Below are 14,456 nucleotides of genomic sequence, written 5' to 3'. Positions count from 1 at the left end.
ATCTGGAAAGAGAAGTGCCCCCCGAGGGGCCGATTTCTTCCAAGTTGCCCTGGCTGTTGCAGACGCTCGCGGGCGGGTGGTTCGGCCTCCCGGCCAGATCGGTTGCTGCCCAGATCAGCCCTCGATCGCCCCCTCACCCTCACCCTCACCCTTTCGTTCCCTCCTCCCCGGCCGAAGCCGAAGCGCCGCGCCCTCTCCGTACCCGAATAGGGTGTGAATCTTGGACACTTACCGTCCAAATATGACGGTAAGTGTCCAAGATTCACCTCGGGGTTCGCGCCGAGCGGTGGGTGGGCGGTTGAGGTAGGTGGGCTGCTGTGAGCGGAAACGGGACGGATGGGTGCAAGATGGCTCGATTGTCCGGTCAGATCTTCCCGGTCACCGCCTGCCGGGGCTGGCTGAGCGCGGTGTCCGCTCAGGTGCGGGGGAGGGGTGGGGCGTGGACGAAGGCCGCCCAGCGGTCCGCGGCGAAGGTGAGGGTGGGGCCCGAGCGGTCCTTGCTGTCGCGCACCGCCACCAGGCCGGCCAGCTCCCGGATCAACGCGCGCGACTCGGCGGGTGAGAGAGCGGCCTGGCGCAGGTTGTCGGCCACCATCGTATAAGTGCGCACCCCGTCCGGGTCCTGTACGTACATCGCCCCGTCCAGCAGCTTCGTGTAGGCGATCGGCCGCACGTGGGCGAAGTCGAGCACCACGAACTTGCCGATAGCACCTGCCGCATGCGGCCCGTCCTCGGGACGCAGCACCTGCACGGTGACGTTCGGCAGCTCGGACATGGTGGCGAGGTGTCGTAGCTGGGCCCGCCGGGTCTCGTCGCCGTTGACCCGCAGCCGCAACGCCGCCTCGCCGATCACCGCGTGCAGCCCCAGCGGCTCGTCGTCGGTGAGGCGTCGGGCCCGCGCCTGCCGGAACGACACGAAGCGCTCGGCGTGGTCCGGCCGGACGAAACCGGTGCCCAGGGTGAGCGCCTGGGCGTACTCCTCGGTCTGCAGCAGCCCCGGTATCACCATGGACTCGAAGACGAACGCGCCGTCGGCCAGGCCCTCCAGGCCGACGTACGTCTTGAACCAGTCCGGCATCACGTGCGCCCAGGGTGCCCACCAGCTGCGGGCGTCGGAGCGCGACGCGAGGGCGGTGAGCCGGTCGACGGCGGCCTGTTCGGCACCGCAGGCCCTGTTCGGCGCCGCAGGCCCGCAGCACCGTTGCGATGTCCTCGGGGAACTGCTGGTACCGGCCCATCTCCATGTGCCCGAGCTTTGGCTTGCCGATCCCGGTACGGTCGGCCAGCTCGCTCAACGACAGTGGCACGTCCCGCCGGTAACGGCTCAACTCAGCCCCGATCAGCCAACTGTCTCCCCGCGACGCGACTGCCGCTCCGCAGCGCGGATGCTGCCGCGAGATGCGGCTGCTGCCGTGCGGCATGCGGCTGTTGCCGTGCGGCAGGGCTGCTGCCGTGCGGCAGGGCTGCTGCCGTGCGGCGGAGGTGAGCGGGGTACCCCTGTCGACAGAAAGCGTTAACAGGGGGCCCTTCCTTACACTGAGCGGCGGAGGTGGTGGGCGGGGCCGTCGGGGCCGTGGGTGGTGCCGAGGAACTCGTGGCCGCGCATCCGGCACCAGGCGGGCAGGTCGACGGCGGCGGCCGGGTCGTCGGCAAGCACCCGGACCACCGTGCCGACCGGTAGCTCGGGCAGTCGGCGGGCCACCGCGATCACCGGCAGCGGACAGCGCTGGCCCCGGCAGTCGAGCACCTCGGCCGGCCCGGTCACAGTCCCACCACCCCCGCCTCGGCGCGCAGGTCGGCCACGATGCCGGGCAGTTCGGTCAGGAACCGTTCCACCTGGGCCTCGGTGGTCTCCCGGTGCAGGCTGATCCGGATGTTGCCGTGGGTGAGCACCCCCATCGCCGCCAGCACGTGCGACGGGCGCAACGTCGAGGAGGTGCAGGACGATCCGGAGGAGACCGCGAAGCCGCGCCGGTCCAGGGCGTGCAGCAGCGCCTCGCCGTCGACGTACAGGCAGGAGAAGGTGACCAGGTGGGGTAGCCGGTCGGTCGGGTCGCCGACCACCTCGACGTCGGGCACCTCGGCGGCGACCCGGGACCGGATCCGGTCCACCAACGGCGCCAGCCGGGCCGCCTGCGCCGCCGCGTCGGCCGCCGCCGCGCGCAGGCTCGCCGCCGCCGCCACCACCGCCGGCAGGTTCAACACCCCCGGGGTACGCCCCGACTCCCGCTCGTCGGCCGGCCAGGGCGACTCCCAGCGGGTGCCCTTGCGGACCACCAGCAGCCCCACCCCGGCCGGGCCGCCCCACTTGTGCGCGCTGGCGGTCAGCATCGACCAGCCCGCCGGCACCGGTGCCCGCCCCACCACCTGGGCCGCGTCGACAAGCAGCGGTACGCCAGCGTCGGCGCAGGTCTGCCCCGCCGCCTCGACCGGCTGGACGGTGCCCACCTCGTGACTGGCGGCGATCAGCGCCGCGAGGGCCACCCCGGGTGCCCGGACCGCCGTCGACCAGGCGGACAGGTCCAGCCGCCCGAGCCGGTCGACCGGCACCGGTACCGTCGTGCCACCGTCGGCGACGTGCCGTTCCGCGGCGTGCAGTACCGCCGAGTGCTCGATCGCGGAGTGCACCAGGGTGCGGCCCGACCGGTACCGTCCGGCCAGACCGCCGAGGACCGCCGAGTGGGCTGCGGTCGTACCGCTGGGGGTGAAGGAGAGTTCGTCGGCGCGGACGCCGAGGGTCTGCGCGGCGGCCTCGCGGGCGGCGTCGAGCAGTTGCCGGGCCCGGCGGGCCTGGCCGTAGAGCTTGCCCGGGTCGGCCCAGCCGTCGTCGAGGGCGGCCAGCAGGGCCTGCCGGGCGACCGGGTGCAACGGCGCGGCGGTCGCCGCGTCCAGGTAGACCGGGGGAGCACTCACGGAGGGAAACGCTACCCGCCTCCGGTGATACAAGATCCCCCGACGGGGGTGGAGAGCGACCCCCAAGGCCGTGGAGTGCGGATTGGTCGAGTAATCTGCGACCGTCGGTGACGCCTTTGCCGCCGGCGGCGAGAGATCGCCGGCCGCGGCGCGCTAGGGAGGCAGGACCAGGTGGTCGCAAGGAGTTCGGAGGTACGGCCCCACGCCGTACGGCACAACGCTTCCCCGGGAGCCGGTGGGCGACGGGGACGTGGTGCCGGTCGGATCGCCGGGCTCGGCTTCGGCGCGGCGGCGCTGCTGCTCCTGCTGACGGGCTGTGACGTCGGTGCGGCCTTCGGCGGTTTCGGCTGGCCGCAGGGCGGCATCACGCCGGAGTCCCAGCGGATGTACGACCTGTGGATCGCCTCCTGCATCGCGGCGCTCGCCGTCGGTGTCTTCGTCTGGGGCCTCATCTTCTGGTGTGTCGTGCGCTACCGCAAGCGGGGCAACGAGTTGCCGGTGCAGACCCGCTACAACCTGCCGATGGAGTTCCTCTACACCATCGCGCCGATCCTGATCGTCTCGGTGCTCTTCTACTACACGGCGATCGTGCAGACCGACGTGAACCGGGAGTCGCCCAACCCCGACGTCACCGTCGAGGTCGTCGCCTTCAAGTGGAACTGGCAGTTCAACTACCGCGACGGCCAGGGTGAGGACGCCAACACCACCGCCTCGGTGCTGGGCACCAGCGACGTCATCCCGGTGCTCGTGCTGCCGACCGGCCGGTCGATCCGGTTCGAGGAGACCAGCCGCGACGTCATCCACTCGTTCTGGGTGCCCGAGCTGCTGTTCAAGCGGGACGTCTTCCCGGGCAAGGTGCGCAACTCCTTCCAGGTCTCCGAGCTGCTCTCCGAGGGCGCCTACGTCGGCCGGTGCGCCGAGCTCTGCGGCAGCTACCACGCCTTCATGAACTTCGAGCTGCGGGTGGTCTCCCCGGAGCGCTACGACCAGTTCCTCGCCGCCAAGCAGGACGGCCAGTCCACCCAGCAGGCGCTGGAGGCCATCGGCGAGGAGCCGTACGCCCAGACCACCAAGCCGTTCGACACCCGTCGTACGACCAGCAACTTCAACCCGGACAACGCTCCGGCCGGCGCGGGAAACTGAGGGGTACGCCGATGAAGACCGAGTGGCGCATCTTCCTGATCATCGCCGGTTTCCTCTTCGCGACCACGATCCTCTACGGCGCGTGGACGGCAGGTGACTCCGGTCAGATCGAGTGGATCGGCTCCACCGCCCTGCTGCTGTCGTTCCTGCTCTGCTCGATGCTCGGCGGCTTCTTCTGGTTCGTGTCCCGCCGGATCGACCTGCGGCCGGAGGACCGGCCGGACGCGGAGATCGCCGAGGGCGCCGGTGAGATCGGCTTCTTCAGCCCCGGCAGCTACTGGCCCTTCGGTCTGGCGCTGGCCGCCTCCGTCGCCGGTCTCGGCCTGGTGTTCTGGCAGCTCTGGCTGGTCGGGCTGGGCCTGGTAGCGGTCGTCTTCGCCACCTGCGGCCTGCTCTTCGAGTACTACACCGGCACCCGCCGCACCGCCGAGCACTGACCCACCAGCTCAACCGCCGAGGCCCGTGCCCCCACCGGGGGCACGGGCCTTGTCGTCCGGTGCGCGGGCTCGTCGTGCGCGGGCGTGGCCTCGTCGTCGTGCACGGCCTCGTCGTGCGCGGGCTCAGCGTGTGTGGTGAGCGCCCAAGGCAGAAAGATCTTGGAAGAAATGTGCCCCTGGGGAGGGGCCGAATTCTTCCAAGATCTTTTCGGAGCCGGAGCCGGAGCCGGAGCCGGAGCCGGAGCCGGAGCCGGAGCCGGGGGGCCGGGGCCGGAGCCGGGATGTGGTCAGGCGGAGCGGGCGGTGTCGATCCAGCGGTCCAGGGTCTGCGCGGCGGAGCCGGAGTCGATCGACTCGGCCGCCCGGTCCATCGCGGCGCGTACCGCGGTGGTGAGGTCGCCGTCGAGCGGCCCCTGGGTGGCGATGGCGACGCCCGCGTTGACCAGGACGGCGTCCCGGACCGGACCGGGCTCGCCGGCCAGCAACCGCCGGGCGACGTCGGCGTTGTACGCGGCGTCGGCGCCGCGCAGGTCACCGGGGGCGGAGCGGGGGATCCCCAGGTCGACGGCGTCCAGCACGGCCTGGCGGACGGTGCCGCCCTGGGCCACCCAGAGCCGGGTCGGCGCGGTGGTGGTGAACTCGTCCAGGCCGTCCTCGCCGCGCATCACCACCACCGAGTCGCCTCGGGCGGCGAAGACGTCGGCCATCACCGGGGCCATCCGCGGGTCGAAGCAGCCCACCGCGCCGGCGGTCGGCCGGGCCGGGTTGGTGAGCGGGCCGAGGAAGTTGAACGCGGTGGGTACGCCCAGCTCGCGGCGGACCGGACCGGCGTGGCGCATCCCCGGGTGGAACCGGGCGGCGAAGCAGAAGCCGATCCCCGCCTCGACGACACAGCGGGCGATCTGACCGGGGTCGAGGTCCAGCGGCACGCCGAGGAACTCCAGCAGGTCGGCGGTGCCGCAGGAGGAGGAGGCGGCCCGGTTGCCGTGCTTGACCACCCGTACCCCGGCGCCGGCGACCACCAGGGCGGTCATCGTGGAGATGTTGACCGTGTGGGCGAGGTCACCACCGGTACCGACCACGTCGAGCGCGCTGGCGCGTACCTCCTCGGGGAGCTCGACCGGGACGGCCCGGGTCAGCATCGCCTCGACCAGGCCGGCCAGCTCCGCCGAGGTTTCGCCCTTGGCCCGCAGCGCGGTGGCGAAGCCGGCGATCTGGGCGGGGCCCGCCGCGCCGGACATGATCTCGCCCATCGCCCAGGCGGTGTCCGCGGCGGTGAGATCCTCGGCCCGCAGCAGCGTGGCGAGCAGGTGCGACCAGGTCCGTTCGCCCATGGCGGGCCTCCCGTGGCGGGGCGTGGGTGAGGTGGACGGGGCCACCGGGCCGGGCGTCACCGGCGCCGACGGCACCCCGGCGTCGGCCGGAACGGGCGCTGCGCTCGCAACAGCGCCGCGCGCGGGCCGGGACCGGGGCGGGGTGGGACGTGGGTGGCTCAGGCCGGGGCGTGCGCGCGGAGCAGCTCGGCGACCTTCGCGCCGGTGGTCACCGGGTCGAGCGGGTGCATCAGCGTCCCGTCCACCTCGGCGTACGCCGCGAGCCAGCGGTCCGCCGAACGGGCGATCACCACGCAGGTCGGGGGGGCGTCGTCCCGGTCGTCCTTGACCTGGCGGGCGATGCCGATGCCGCCGGCCGGGGTGGCCTCACCGTCGAGCAGCATCAGGTGGATCTCGTAGTCGTCGAAGAGCCGGATGCACTCGTCGTAGCTGGCCGCGTCGACGAACTCGACCCGCAGGTCGGGCGCGGGCCGGGTGCCGACCGCGAGCCGCATCTGGTCGCGGACCTTGGGGTCGTCGCTGTAGAGCAGGACGGTGTAAAGACGATCGCTCATCGCTGGCTGGCTCCCACGTCGTAGCTGCCCGCCGATCGTACCGGTCGGGGTGACCCCGACGACGTCCCGCCCGGGGCGCACCGGTCAGGCGGAGGTCTGCCCGGCGTGGTCGCGGGCCTCCTGGCGGTCCAACTCCCGGTCGATCCGGCGGGCCTCCCGCTCGGACTGCCGCACCCACTGCACCACCAGTACGGCGAGCATGGTCACACTGACGAACTCGCCGCCGGCCCAGAGGATGCCCCCGGCGACCACCTGGTCCTCCCAGGGATCCGCCCAGCTCAGGTTGAGCGACGGGTACCAGTCGCCGCCGAAGAGCGTGGTGCTCTGCATGATGGTGAGCCCGAGCACGGTGTGGAACGGCACCGACAGCACCATCAGCAGCGCCCGCCCGGGGTACGGCCAACGCCCCGGCAGCGGGTCCAGGCCGAGCAGCGGCCAGAAGAACAGGCAGCCGGTCAGGATGAAGTGCGCGTGCACCACCTCGTGTGCCCAGGTGTGTTCCAGGGTGTAGCGGTACAGGTCGGTGAAGTAGAGCACGAACGGGTTCACCACGAAGATCGCGAACGCCACCAGCGGATAGCTGAAGATCCGGGCGAACCGGCTGTGCACCACGGCCAGCAGCCGCTTGCGGGGGCGCAGCGGCAGGGTGCGCAGCGCCAGCGTGACCGGAGCGCCCAGGGCCAGGAAGATCGGCGCGATCATGGAGAGCACCATGTGCTGGACCATGTGCACCGACAGCAGGGCGGTGTCGTAGGCGTGCAGCCCGGAGACGGTGACCGAGGCGATGCCACCGAGCCCCGGTCCGAGGAAGAAGACCGTCCGGAGCACCGGCCAGCGGTCGCCGCGGACCCGCAGCCGGTGCACGCCGTAGAGGTAGAGCCCGGCGGCGACCACCAGCCCGAGGGCCAGCCAGCTGTCCAGTCGGGTCTCGGTGAGCACCGCGGAGACGGTGAACGGCGGCGGGCCGGCCTCGGCGGCCGCCGTGCGGATCGGATCGACTAGCAGCACGCTTTTCAGGCTAGGCCAGGCGAAGCGGACCTGGTCCGGGGGGCCACGAAAGGCGCCGGATTGCCACCCCGCTGATCGCCGGCGGAGGTCACGGGCAATAATGACGGCGTGACTGCGGCCCCAGCCATTGACAAGAGCCGGATCCACTCCCTGACCCGACCCAACATGGTCAGCGTCGGGACGATCGTCTGGCTCTCCAGTGAACTCATGTTCTTCGCGGCGCTCTTCGCCATGTACTTCTCCATCCGCGCGGCGGCGCCGGAGCAGTGGGCGGAGCACACGGCGGTGCTCAACGTGCCGTACGCGACCACCTTCACGGTGATCCTGGTGGCGTCCTCGATCACCTGCCAGATGGGGGTGTTCGCGGCGGAGAAGGGCGACGTGCACGCGCTGCGGCGCTGGTTCACGCTCACCTTCGTGATGGGCCTGATCTTCATCCTCGGCCAGCTCAACGAGTACGTGACGCTGGTGCACGAGGGCGTCAAGATCAACGGCGACGGGTACGGCTCGGTGTTCTACCTGACCACCGGCTTCCACGGGCTGCACGTGGCGGGTGGTCTGGTGGCCTTCGTCATCTTCATGATCCGCACGACCATGGGTCGGTTCACCCCGGCGCAGGCCACGTCGGCGATCGTCGTCTCGTACTACTGGCACTTTGTCGACGTCGTGTGGATCGGGCTCTACGCCATGATCTACTGGCTTCAGTGATCTTGGCGTTGGTCATCAACCGCGCCGTCGCCCCGTCCCCTCAGACAAGGTCCAACCGGTGAAGGACACAGGTCATGACTTCTGACAACGACCGCCGACGCGGTCTGCTCGCGCGCCTTCGCGAGCGGTCCGTGGCGCGCAGCAGAGGCCGCCGGCGGCTGGGCGCCGCGGTCCGGCTGATCGCCGCGTTGACGCTGGCCGGCGGCGCGTACACCGCTTTCGCCCCGAGCGTGCAGGCGCAGGAGAACCCGCCGGTCACCGGTGCCGCAGCCGAGGGCAAGGCCCTGTTCGACGTGAGCTGTGTGACGTGTCACGGAAGCAACGCGCAGGGCGTCGAGGGGCGCGGTCCGAGCCTGGTCGGGGTCGGTGCCGCCTCGGTCGAGTTCCAGGTGAGCAGCGGCCGGATGCCGATGGCCCGGCAGGAGGCCCAGGCGCAGCGCAAGCCCCCGGTCTTCACCGACGACCAGACCCGACAGCTCGCCGAGTACGTGCAGCAGTTCGGTGGCGGCCCCGAGGTGCCCGAGGGTGACCTGCGCCGCGACGCCGACCTGGCCGTCGGCGGTGAGCTGTTCCGGATCAACTGCTCGCAGTGCCACGCCTTCGCCGGCGGTGGCGGTGCGCTCTCCTCCGGCAAGTACGCGCCGAGCCTGAGCCCGGCCACCGACCGGCAGATCTACGCCGCGATGCTCAGTGGCCCGCAGAACATGCCGGTGTTCGGCGACAACCAGCTCGCGCCGCAGGAGAAGGCGGACATCATCGCCTACATCCAGGAGACCCTGAAGTACGACCAGGACCCGGGTGGCTTCAACCTCGGTCGGTACGGGCCGTCCACCGAGGGGCTGGCCATCTTCCTCGTCGGTATCGTGGCGCTCGTCTTCACCGCCCTGTGGATTGCGGGTAAGTCGTGACCGAACCGATCGTTGGTGACAGTGCCGTGGTGCCGGGGGCCGGCACCGCCGTTAGGAAGGTGCCGGCGTGAGCGCGCACACGGACAGCCCCGCCCGGCGTGAGCCGTTGGACCTGAACGACCCCCGGGTGACCCGGTTCGACGTCGTGCAGGAGGGCGCTCGACGCGACGACATCGAGATCGTCCACTACGAGCCGCAGGTGGTCGTCGGCAGCAAGGCCGAGCGTCGACTGTCCCGACTGGTGGCCGGGCTGTTCCTGCTGACCGGGGTGGCGGCGACCGCCTTCCTGGCGATCTACATCTGGTGGCCGTGGGAGTACGCTCCCGGCCGCGGTGGGGACAGCTACTACACCCCGCTGCTCGGGGCGACCCTGGGCATCTCCCTGCTCGCCGTCGGGTTCGGCATCCTGATCTGGGGCAAGAAGCTGCTGCCCAAGGAGGTCTCGATCCAGGACCGGCACGAGGGTGTCCGGGACGAGGAGTCCCGCCGGATCACCGGCGAGACCATGCTCTACATGGCCGACGAGTTGGGCGTGCGGCGTCGGCCGCTGCTCGGGATCTCGCTGCTGGCCGGGCTCGCGCCGGTCGCCGCGGTCGCGGCGGCCCCGCTGGTCGGCGGGTTGATCTCCGACCCGCACAAGAACAACCAGCTCGCCACCACCGGGTTCACCCCGGTCGACGGGCAGCCGGTCCGGCTGATCCGCGAGGACGGCCGGCCGATCCGCCCGGCCGACGTCAGCGCCGGTGGTCAGATCACCGTCTTCCCGGGCATCGACCACGGGGTGAGCAACCGGCACGCGGACTCGCCGACCCTGTTGATCCACCTGCGCGAGGACGACGCGCAGCGCTCGCGCCAGGCCAACGAGCAGGTCGGGCACGGCGACTACATGTGGGGCAACTACGTCGCGTTCTCCAAGATCTGCACGCACGCCGGTTGCCCGGCGAGCCTGTACGAACAGCAGACCAACCGACTGCTCTGCCCGTGTCACCAGTCCCAGTTCCTGATCACCGACAATGCCAAGCCGATCTTCGGCCCGGCCAGCCGGCGGCTGCCTCAGTTGCCGATCGAGGTCGATTCCGAGGGTTTCTTCGTCGCGAGAAGCGACTACACTGAAATTGTCGGCCCGGACTTCTGGGAGCGTCCATGAAACGCCGCAAGCTAGATGTTGCCGCGGTACCGGGCAGGACCGCACGGGGGTTGGACGACCGGTTCAACGGAGCGACCCCGCTCCGGAAACTGCTCAACAAGGTCTTCCCCGACCACTGGTCGTTCCTGCTCGGTGAGATCGCGCTCTTCTCGTTCGTCGTGCTCCTGCTGACGGGCGTCTTCCTCACCTTCTTCTACGAGCCGGCGATGACCGAGGTCATCTACAACGGCAGCTACGCCCCGCTGCGGGGCACCCCCATGTCGGCGGCGTACGCCTCCAGCCTGGACATCTCCTTCGATGTCCGGGGTGGTCTGATCATGCGGCAGATGCACCACTGGTCGGCGTTGCTCTTCATGGCCGCCATCGTCGTGCACATGCTGCGGATCTTCTTCACCGGCGCATTCCGGAAGCCGCGTGAGACGAACTGGATCATCGGCAGCCTGCTCTTCTGGGTCGGCTTCCTGGCCGGTTTCACCGGTTACTCGCTGCCGGACGACGGCCTCTCCGGCACCGGCCTGCGGATCGCCTCGGCGATCATGCTCTCCATTCCGGTGATCGGTTCCTGGCTGACCACGTCGATCTTCGACGGGGAGTTCCCCGGCATGATCATCATCAGCCGGTTCTTCATCGCCCACGTGCTGCTCATCCCGGCCCTGCTGGTCGCTCTGATCAGCGTCCACGTCGGGTTGGTCTTCACCCAGAAGCACACCCAGTGGCCCGGCCCCGGCCGGACCAACAACAACGTGGTCGGCGAGCGGCTCTTCCCCCGGTACGTGATCAAGCAGGCCGGCTTCTTCATGGTCATCTTCGGCGTGATCGCGCTGATGGGCGGCCTGTTCCAGATCAACCCGATCTGGTACTTCGGCCCGTACGAGGCATGGGTGGTCTCGGCCGCCAGCCAGCCCGACTGGTACGTCATGTTCCTCGACGGCTCGACCCGGCTGATGCCCGCCTGGGAGATCAACATTCCGATCGGCGACGGGTACGTCATACCCCCGCTGTTCTGGCCCACGGTGGTGCTTCCGGGCATCCTGGTCGGGCTCTCCCTGATGTACCCGTTCCTGGAGGCCCGGCAGACCAAGGACTACCGCAGCCACAACCTGCTCCAGCGGCCGCGGGACGTGCCGGCCCGGACCGGCATCGGCGCGATGGCGGTCACCTTCTTCATCGTGCTGACCCTCTCCGGCGCCAACGACGTCATCGCGGACAAGTTCCACATCAGCCTGAACGCGATGACCTGGGGTGGCCGGATCGGTCTGCTGCTCCTGCCCCCGCTGGCGTACTACGTCGCGTACCGGATCTGCCTCGGGCTGCAGCAGCACGACCGTGAGGTGCTGGCGCACGGGGTGGAGACCGGCATCATCCGGCGCCTGCCGGACGGCCGCTTCGTCGAGGTGCACCAGCCGCTCAGCAGCGACGGGCACGAGTTGGAGTACGCCGGCTGGGTGGTCCCGAAGAAGATGAACCGGCTCGGTGCCCTCGGCCCGGCGATCCGGGGCTTCTTCTACCCGATCGAGAAGCCGGCCGAGGCGCCGGTGTCGCCCGGCCACCCGCCGGTCGAGCCCCGCCCCGAGCGGGAACGGATCGGCAGCGGCGACTCCCGCTGACCGTTCTCCGACAGCACGCCGACGGCGCCCACCGGATCTCCGGTGGGCGCCGTCGCGTTGTGGCGGGTCGGTCCGGTTAGGCACCCCGAGCCGCCGAGCCCCCGCGATCGCAGGAATATCCCGGGTCAGTCGGGTATCCGTGCGGTCCAACGAAAAAGGGGGGGAACATGTTGGGTCTCAAACGTCTCGGGCTACTGGTCACCCTGGTGGTGGTCGGTCTGACCCCGGCGGCCGCGGCGCACGCCGCCGCGCAGCCGTCGACGCAGGACACCCAGTACCTGCAGGCACTGCACCAGGTGAACCTGTTCGAGATCGCCTCGGGCAAGCTGGCCGAGAAGAAGGGCCAGAACCAGCAGGTCAAGGACCTGGGTCAGCAGTTCGTGACGGACCACACCACGCTCGACGAGTCGGTGAAGAACACCGCCAAGCAGCTGAACGTCACCCTGCCCGACAAACCGACCGCTGACCAGCAGAGCGTGCTGAACAAGCTGAACGGTCTCAGCGGCGCGGAGTTCGACAAGGCGTGGGTGATCGCCGAGCTGGCCGGTCACGTACAGGCGATCCAGGCCACCCAGACCGAGATCTCGCAGGGTTCCGAGCAGTCGGTGATCATGCTGGCCCAGGATGCCCTGCCGGTCCTGCAGGCCCACTACGACGCGCTGGTGGCCCTGGCCCAGACCCTGGGCATCCCGGTCCCGCAGACCAGCGCCAGCGGCACGCCCAGCCCGGGTGGCACCGCCGGTACGCCGGCTCCGGGCGCGACGAGCGAGTCCCCGGGTGGCGGCACCGAGGCGCCGGCTCCGGAGACCACCGAGGCCCCGGCTCCGAGCCAGAGCTGAGCCGACGGTCGACATGCGGCCGGTCCGCCCGAACGGGCGGACCGGCCCTGCCGTGTCATCCGGCAGCAGCGGGGGTCAGTCGGCGCTGTTCAGGCCGATGGCGAAGGCCTCTTCCAGGTCGTGCTGCGAGTACGCCCGGAAGGCGATGTGCGACTCGGTGTTCAGCACCCCGGGAACCTTCGAGATGTGGCCGGCGATCACCTGGGCGATCTGGTCGAACTCGCGGACCCGCACCATGGCGATCAGGTCGACGTGTCCGGCGACCGAGTACACCTCGCTGACCCCCGGCAGGGCGGCCAGGGCCTCGGCGACCTCGGGGATCGAGTCGGTGGCGCAGTCGATCAGTACGATCGCGGTGATCACTGGTCCGCCCTTCGTCGTGCCTCGTCGGCGCGGGCATCGGCGCCGACGCCGTTGACCATGCTAGACGGCGGGAGCAGCCCGGAGGCACCGACGGTGCGGTCGGCACCGACGCGGATCACGTCCTGCAGTGACTCGTCGGGGCGTACCGTCGCGCCGGGCCAGAGCACCGCGCGGACGACCTCGCCGGCCACCCGCGCACCGGCCCCCACCACCGACCGGTGGCACCGCCCGGTGACCGTGGCACTCGGGTGGATCAGGTTGCCCCCACCGGCGGCGTGCAGGTTGGCGGTGAGGTAGTCGGCGGGCGTACCGGTGTCGTAGAAGGTGCCCGGATACGCCACCACGTGCAGGGCCCCGGCCGCCTCGGCCGGCCGCCACACCGTGCGGACCAGGTCGGCGAAGGTCGGCGGCAGGTCCCGGACGAGTCGCCAGGGCAGCAGCGAGAAGCCGACGAACCGGTGACCGTCGAAGGTGCCCGGCTCGGCCGGGTCCGGGGCCGGCTGGCCGAGCAGGCGTACCGTCTCGCCGTCCCAACCGGCGAGCAGCGCGGCGATGTCGGGGCCGGGGGGAGTGGTCGGGTCGGCCAGGTACGCGTCGGCGTTGCCGACCAGCACACCCCGGCCGGCGATCCAGTCCCGCAGGTTGCCGATTCCCCCGGCGGTGCCGAGTGGGTCACCCGGCTCCACCGACAGGTGGGCCCGGTCGCCGACGTGTGCCACCACCTGGTCGCCGAGGTAGCAGGCGTTGACCGCGACCGTGTCCGGGCCGGTCAGACCGAGGCCGGCCAGCCGGTGCAACGCCCGGTCCAGCAGCGGCACGTTCCCGACCGGACAGAGTGCCTTGGGTACCTGCTCGGTGAGCGGGCGCAGCCGGGTGCCCTCCCCGGCGGCCAGGACCACCGCGCAGACGTCGGTCACGGTGCCGTGTCGGGCAGTGGCGGCGGGAAGTTCCCCGCCTCCGGGCCGATGCCGTAGTAGCCGAGCAGCCGGGCGGTCGGCCAGCTCAACCGGGGCAGGTCGTCCAGCGGCTGCCAGGCGGCCTCGAACACCTCCGCGCCGTCCACCCGCAACTCGGTTGTCGACGCCGGCACCTCCGCCTCGAAGACCATGTCCACCCAGCCCTTGGCGTGCACGATCGCGTTCGGGGTGGCCGGCCGCAGCCGGGTGGGCGCCAGCCGGATGCCGGTCTCCTCGAACAGCTCCCGGGCGGCGCCGACGGCCGGCGGCTCGGCCCGCTCCAGCAGGCCGGCGGGGAGGGTCCAGCTGTGCCCGGGTGGTTGCCGCAGCATCAGCAGGCGTCCGGCCCCGTCGGCCTCGGTGTCGCGGACCAGGGTGACCGCGCCGACGACGTACTTCGGGACGGCGAGTCGGACCAGCCGGCGTCGCAGGGGGAAGGGCAGCCGGTAGAACAGCTGGTACCCGATGGCCCGTCCGGTGGCGCGGGTGCGGGGGATCATGCGTCCAGGCTAGTGGCCGCCACGCGTCGGTCGCCGCCG

General features: G+C 71.0%; 16 protein-coding genes and 1 pseudogene. 7 read left to right on the top strand and 10 right to left on the bottom strand.

Going from position 1 to position 14,456, the window contains the following annotated elements:
• Positions 1-415: 415 nt before the first annotated feature.
• The 4 genes and pseudogenes from GA0070617_RS31105 to GA0070617_RS20945 form a co-directional block, all read right to left on the bottom strand.
• Positions 416-1,078, bottom strand: a complete 663-nt coding sequence (locus tag GA0070617_RS31105) for a DUF397 domain-containing protein (RefSeq protein ID WP_091441355.1) — start codon at positions 1,076-1,078, stop codon at positions 416-418.
• A gap of 97 nt (positions 1,079-1,175) precedes the next feature.
• Positions 1,176-1,421: pseudogene (locus tag GA0070617_RS32440) on the bottom strand (helix-turn-helix domain-containing protein); the annotation flags it as partial.
• Positions 1,422-1,531: 110 nt separating this feature from the next.
• Positions 1,532-1,765: a sulfurtransferase TusA family protein gene (locus GA0070617_RS20950; RefSeq protein WP_091441353.1), complete on the bottom strand. Its 234-nt coding sequence runs from the start codon at positions 1,763-1,765 to the stop codon at positions 1,532-1,534.
• The gene (locus GA0070617_RS20945) at positions 1,762-2,913 is read right to left on the bottom strand and encodes a cysteine desulfurase family protein (RefSeq protein WP_091441350.1); all 1,152 of its coding nucleotides are present in this window, start codon (positions 2,911-2,913) and stop codon (positions 1,762-1,764) included. The genes GA0070617_RS20950 and GA0070617_RS20945 overlap by 4 nt, the downstream gene beginning before the upstream one ends.
• Before the next feature lie 171 nt (positions 2,914-3,084).
• On the opposite strand from GA0070617_RS20945, the gene ctaC reads away from it, so the two are divergent.
• Together ctaC and GA0070617_RS20935 are read left to right on the top strand one after the other, a co-directional pair.
• The gene (gene ctaC, locus GA0070617_RS20940) at positions 3,085-4,056 is read left to right on the top strand and encodes an aa3-type cytochrome oxidase subunit II (protein ID WP_091441347.1); all 972 of its coding nucleotides are present in this window, start codon (positions 3,085-3,087) and stop codon (positions 4,054-4,056) included.
• An 11-nt stretch (positions 4,057-4,067) separates the two neighbouring features.
• On the top strand, positions 4,068-4,493 hold the full coding sequence (locus GA0070617_RS20935; protein ID WP_091441343.1) for a cytochrome c oxidase subunit 4: 426 nt from the start codon (positions 4,068-4,070) through the stop codon (positions 4,491-4,493).
• A gap of 287 nt (positions 4,494-4,780) precedes the next feature.
• Here the strand turns inward: GA0070617_RS20935 and trpD are convergent, their stop codons facing one another.
• The 3 genes from trpD to GA0070617_RS20920 form a co-directional block, all read right to left on the bottom strand.
• A complete protein-coding gene (gene trpD, locus GA0070617_RS20930; protein WP_091441339.1) occupies positions 4,781-5,827 on the bottom strand; it encodes an anthranilate phosphoribosyltransferase in 1,047 nt (348 codons plus the stop codon).
• A gap of 158 nt (positions 5,828-5,985) precedes the next feature.
• Entirely contained in the window at positions 5,986-6,381 is a 396-nt protein-coding gene (locus tag GA0070617_RS20925) for a hypothetical protein (protein ID WP_091441335.1), read from the bottom strand.
• A gap of 84 nt (positions 6,382-6,465) precedes the next feature.
• A complete protein-coding gene (locus tag GA0070617_RS20920) occupies positions 6,466-7,389 on the bottom strand; it encodes a cytochrome c oxidase assembly protein (RefSeq protein WP_308472668.1) in 924 nt (307 codons plus the stop codon).
• 108 nt (positions 7,390-7,497) lie between these two features.
• Between GA0070617_RS20920 and ctaE the strand changes: the two genes are divergently transcribed.
• The 5 genes from ctaE to GA0070617_RS20895 all read left to right on the top strand — a co-directional run bounded on the left by ctaE (position 7,498) and on the right by GA0070617_RS20895 (position 12,598).
• Entirely contained in the window at positions 7,498-8,097 is a 600-nt protein-coding gene (gene ctaE, locus GA0070617_RS20915) for an aa3-type cytochrome oxidase subunit III (protein ID WP_175440606.1), read from the top strand.
• 74 nt (positions 8,098-8,171) lie between these two features.
• Positions 8,172-9,005 carry a cytochrome bc1 complex diheme cytochrome c subunit gene (qcrC, locus tag GA0070617_RS20910; RefSeq protein WP_091441329.1) on the top strand — a complete coding sequence of 278 codons (834 nt, stop codon included), beginning with the start codon at positions 8,172-8,174 and terminating at the stop codon, positions 9,003-9,005.
• Positions 9,006-9,072: 67 nt separating this feature from the next.
• Positions 9,073-10,152 (top strand): cytochrome bc1 complex Rieske iron-sulfur subunit, encoded by a 1,080-nt coding sequence (gene qcrA / locus GA0070617_RS20905; protein WP_091441325.1) that lies wholly within the window; start codon positions 9,073-9,075, stop codon positions 10,150-10,152.
• Positions 10,149-11,759, top strand: a complete 1,611-nt coding sequence (qcrB, locus tag GA0070617_RS20900) for a cytochrome bc1 complex cytochrome b subunit (protein WP_091441322.1) — start codon at positions 10,149-10,151, stop codon at positions 11,757-11,759. The genes qcrA and qcrB overlap by 4 nt, the downstream gene beginning before the upstream one ends.
• Positions 11,760-11,926: 167 nt before the next feature.
• Positions 11,927-12,598, top strand: coding sequence for a DUF4142 domain-containing protein (locus GA0070617_RS20895; protein WP_091441317.1), 672 nt, complete (start codon positions 11,927-11,929; stop codon positions 12,596-12,598).
• Between the two features lie 75 nt (positions 12,599-12,673).
• On the opposite strand, the gene GA0070617_RS20890 is transcribed toward GA0070617_RS20895, so the two are convergent.
• The 3 genes from GA0070617_RS20890 to GA0070617_RS20880 are packed head-to-tail and all read right to left on the bottom strand — an operon-like array spanning position 12,674 to position 14,417.
• Complete coding sequence (locus tag GA0070617_RS20890) at positions 12,674-12,961, bottom strand: Lrp/AsnC family transcriptional regulator (RefSeq protein ID WP_091441313.1); 288 nt, start codon at positions 12,959-12,961, stop codon at positions 12,674-12,676.
• Positions 12,958-13,878, bottom strand: coding sequence for a sugar phosphate nucleotidyltransferase (locus GA0070617_RS20885; RefSeq protein WP_091441309.1), 921 nt, complete (start codon positions 13,876-13,878; stop codon positions 12,958-12,960). The genes GA0070617_RS20890 and GA0070617_RS20885 overlap by 4 nt, the downstream gene beginning before the upstream one ends.
• On the bottom strand, positions 13,875-14,417 hold the full coding sequence (locus GA0070617_RS20880; protein WP_091441306.1) for an NUDIX hydrolase: 543 nt from the start codon (positions 14,415-14,417) through the stop codon (positions 13,875-13,877). Before GA0070617_RS20880 ends, GA0070617_RS20885 begins: the two co-directional genes overlap by 4 nt.
• Positions 14,418-14,456: the final 39 nt, after the last annotated feature.

This window comes from Micromonospora yangpuensis, assembly GCF_900091615.1.
Taxonomy (GTDB): domain Bacteria; phylum Actinomycetota; class Actinomycetes; order Mycobacteriales; family Micromonosporaceae; genus Micromonospora; species Micromonospora yangpuensis.
This window is presented reverse-complemented; position numbering and strand designations above follow the sequence as displayed.

Coding starts and splice junctions, on each gene's coding strand:
- GA0070617_RS31105 (WP_091441355.1), bottom strand. CDS start 1,078: ATGCCGGACTGGTTCAAGACGTACGTCGGCCTGGAGGGCCTGGCCGAC.
- GA0070617_RS20935 (WP_091441343.1), top strand. CDS start 4,068: ATGAAGACCGAGTGGCGCATCTTCCTGATCATCGCCGGTTTCCTCTTC.
- trpD (WP_091441339.1), bottom strand. CDS start 5,827: ATGGGCGAACGGACCTGGTCGCACCTGCTCGCCACGCTGCTGCGGGCC.
- GA0070617_RS20925 (WP_091441335.1), bottom strand. CDS start 6,381: ATGAGCGATCGTCTTTACACCGTCCTGCTCTACAGCGACGACCCCAAG.
- qcrC (WP_091441329.1), top strand. CDS start 8,172: ATGACTTCTGACAACGACCGCCGACGCGGTCTGCTCGCGCGCCTTCGC.
- qcrB (WP_091441322.1), top strand. CDS start 10,149: ATGAAACGCCGCAAGCTAGATGTTGCCGCGGTACCGGGCAGGACCGCA.
- GA0070617_RS20895 (WP_091441317.1), top strand. CDS start 11,927: ATGTTGGGTCTCAAACGTCTCGGGCTACTGGTCACCCTGGTGGTGGTC.
- GA0070617_RS20880 (WP_091441306.1), bottom strand. CDS start 14,417: ATGATCCCCCGCACCCGCGCCACCGGACGGGCCATCGGGTACCAGCTG.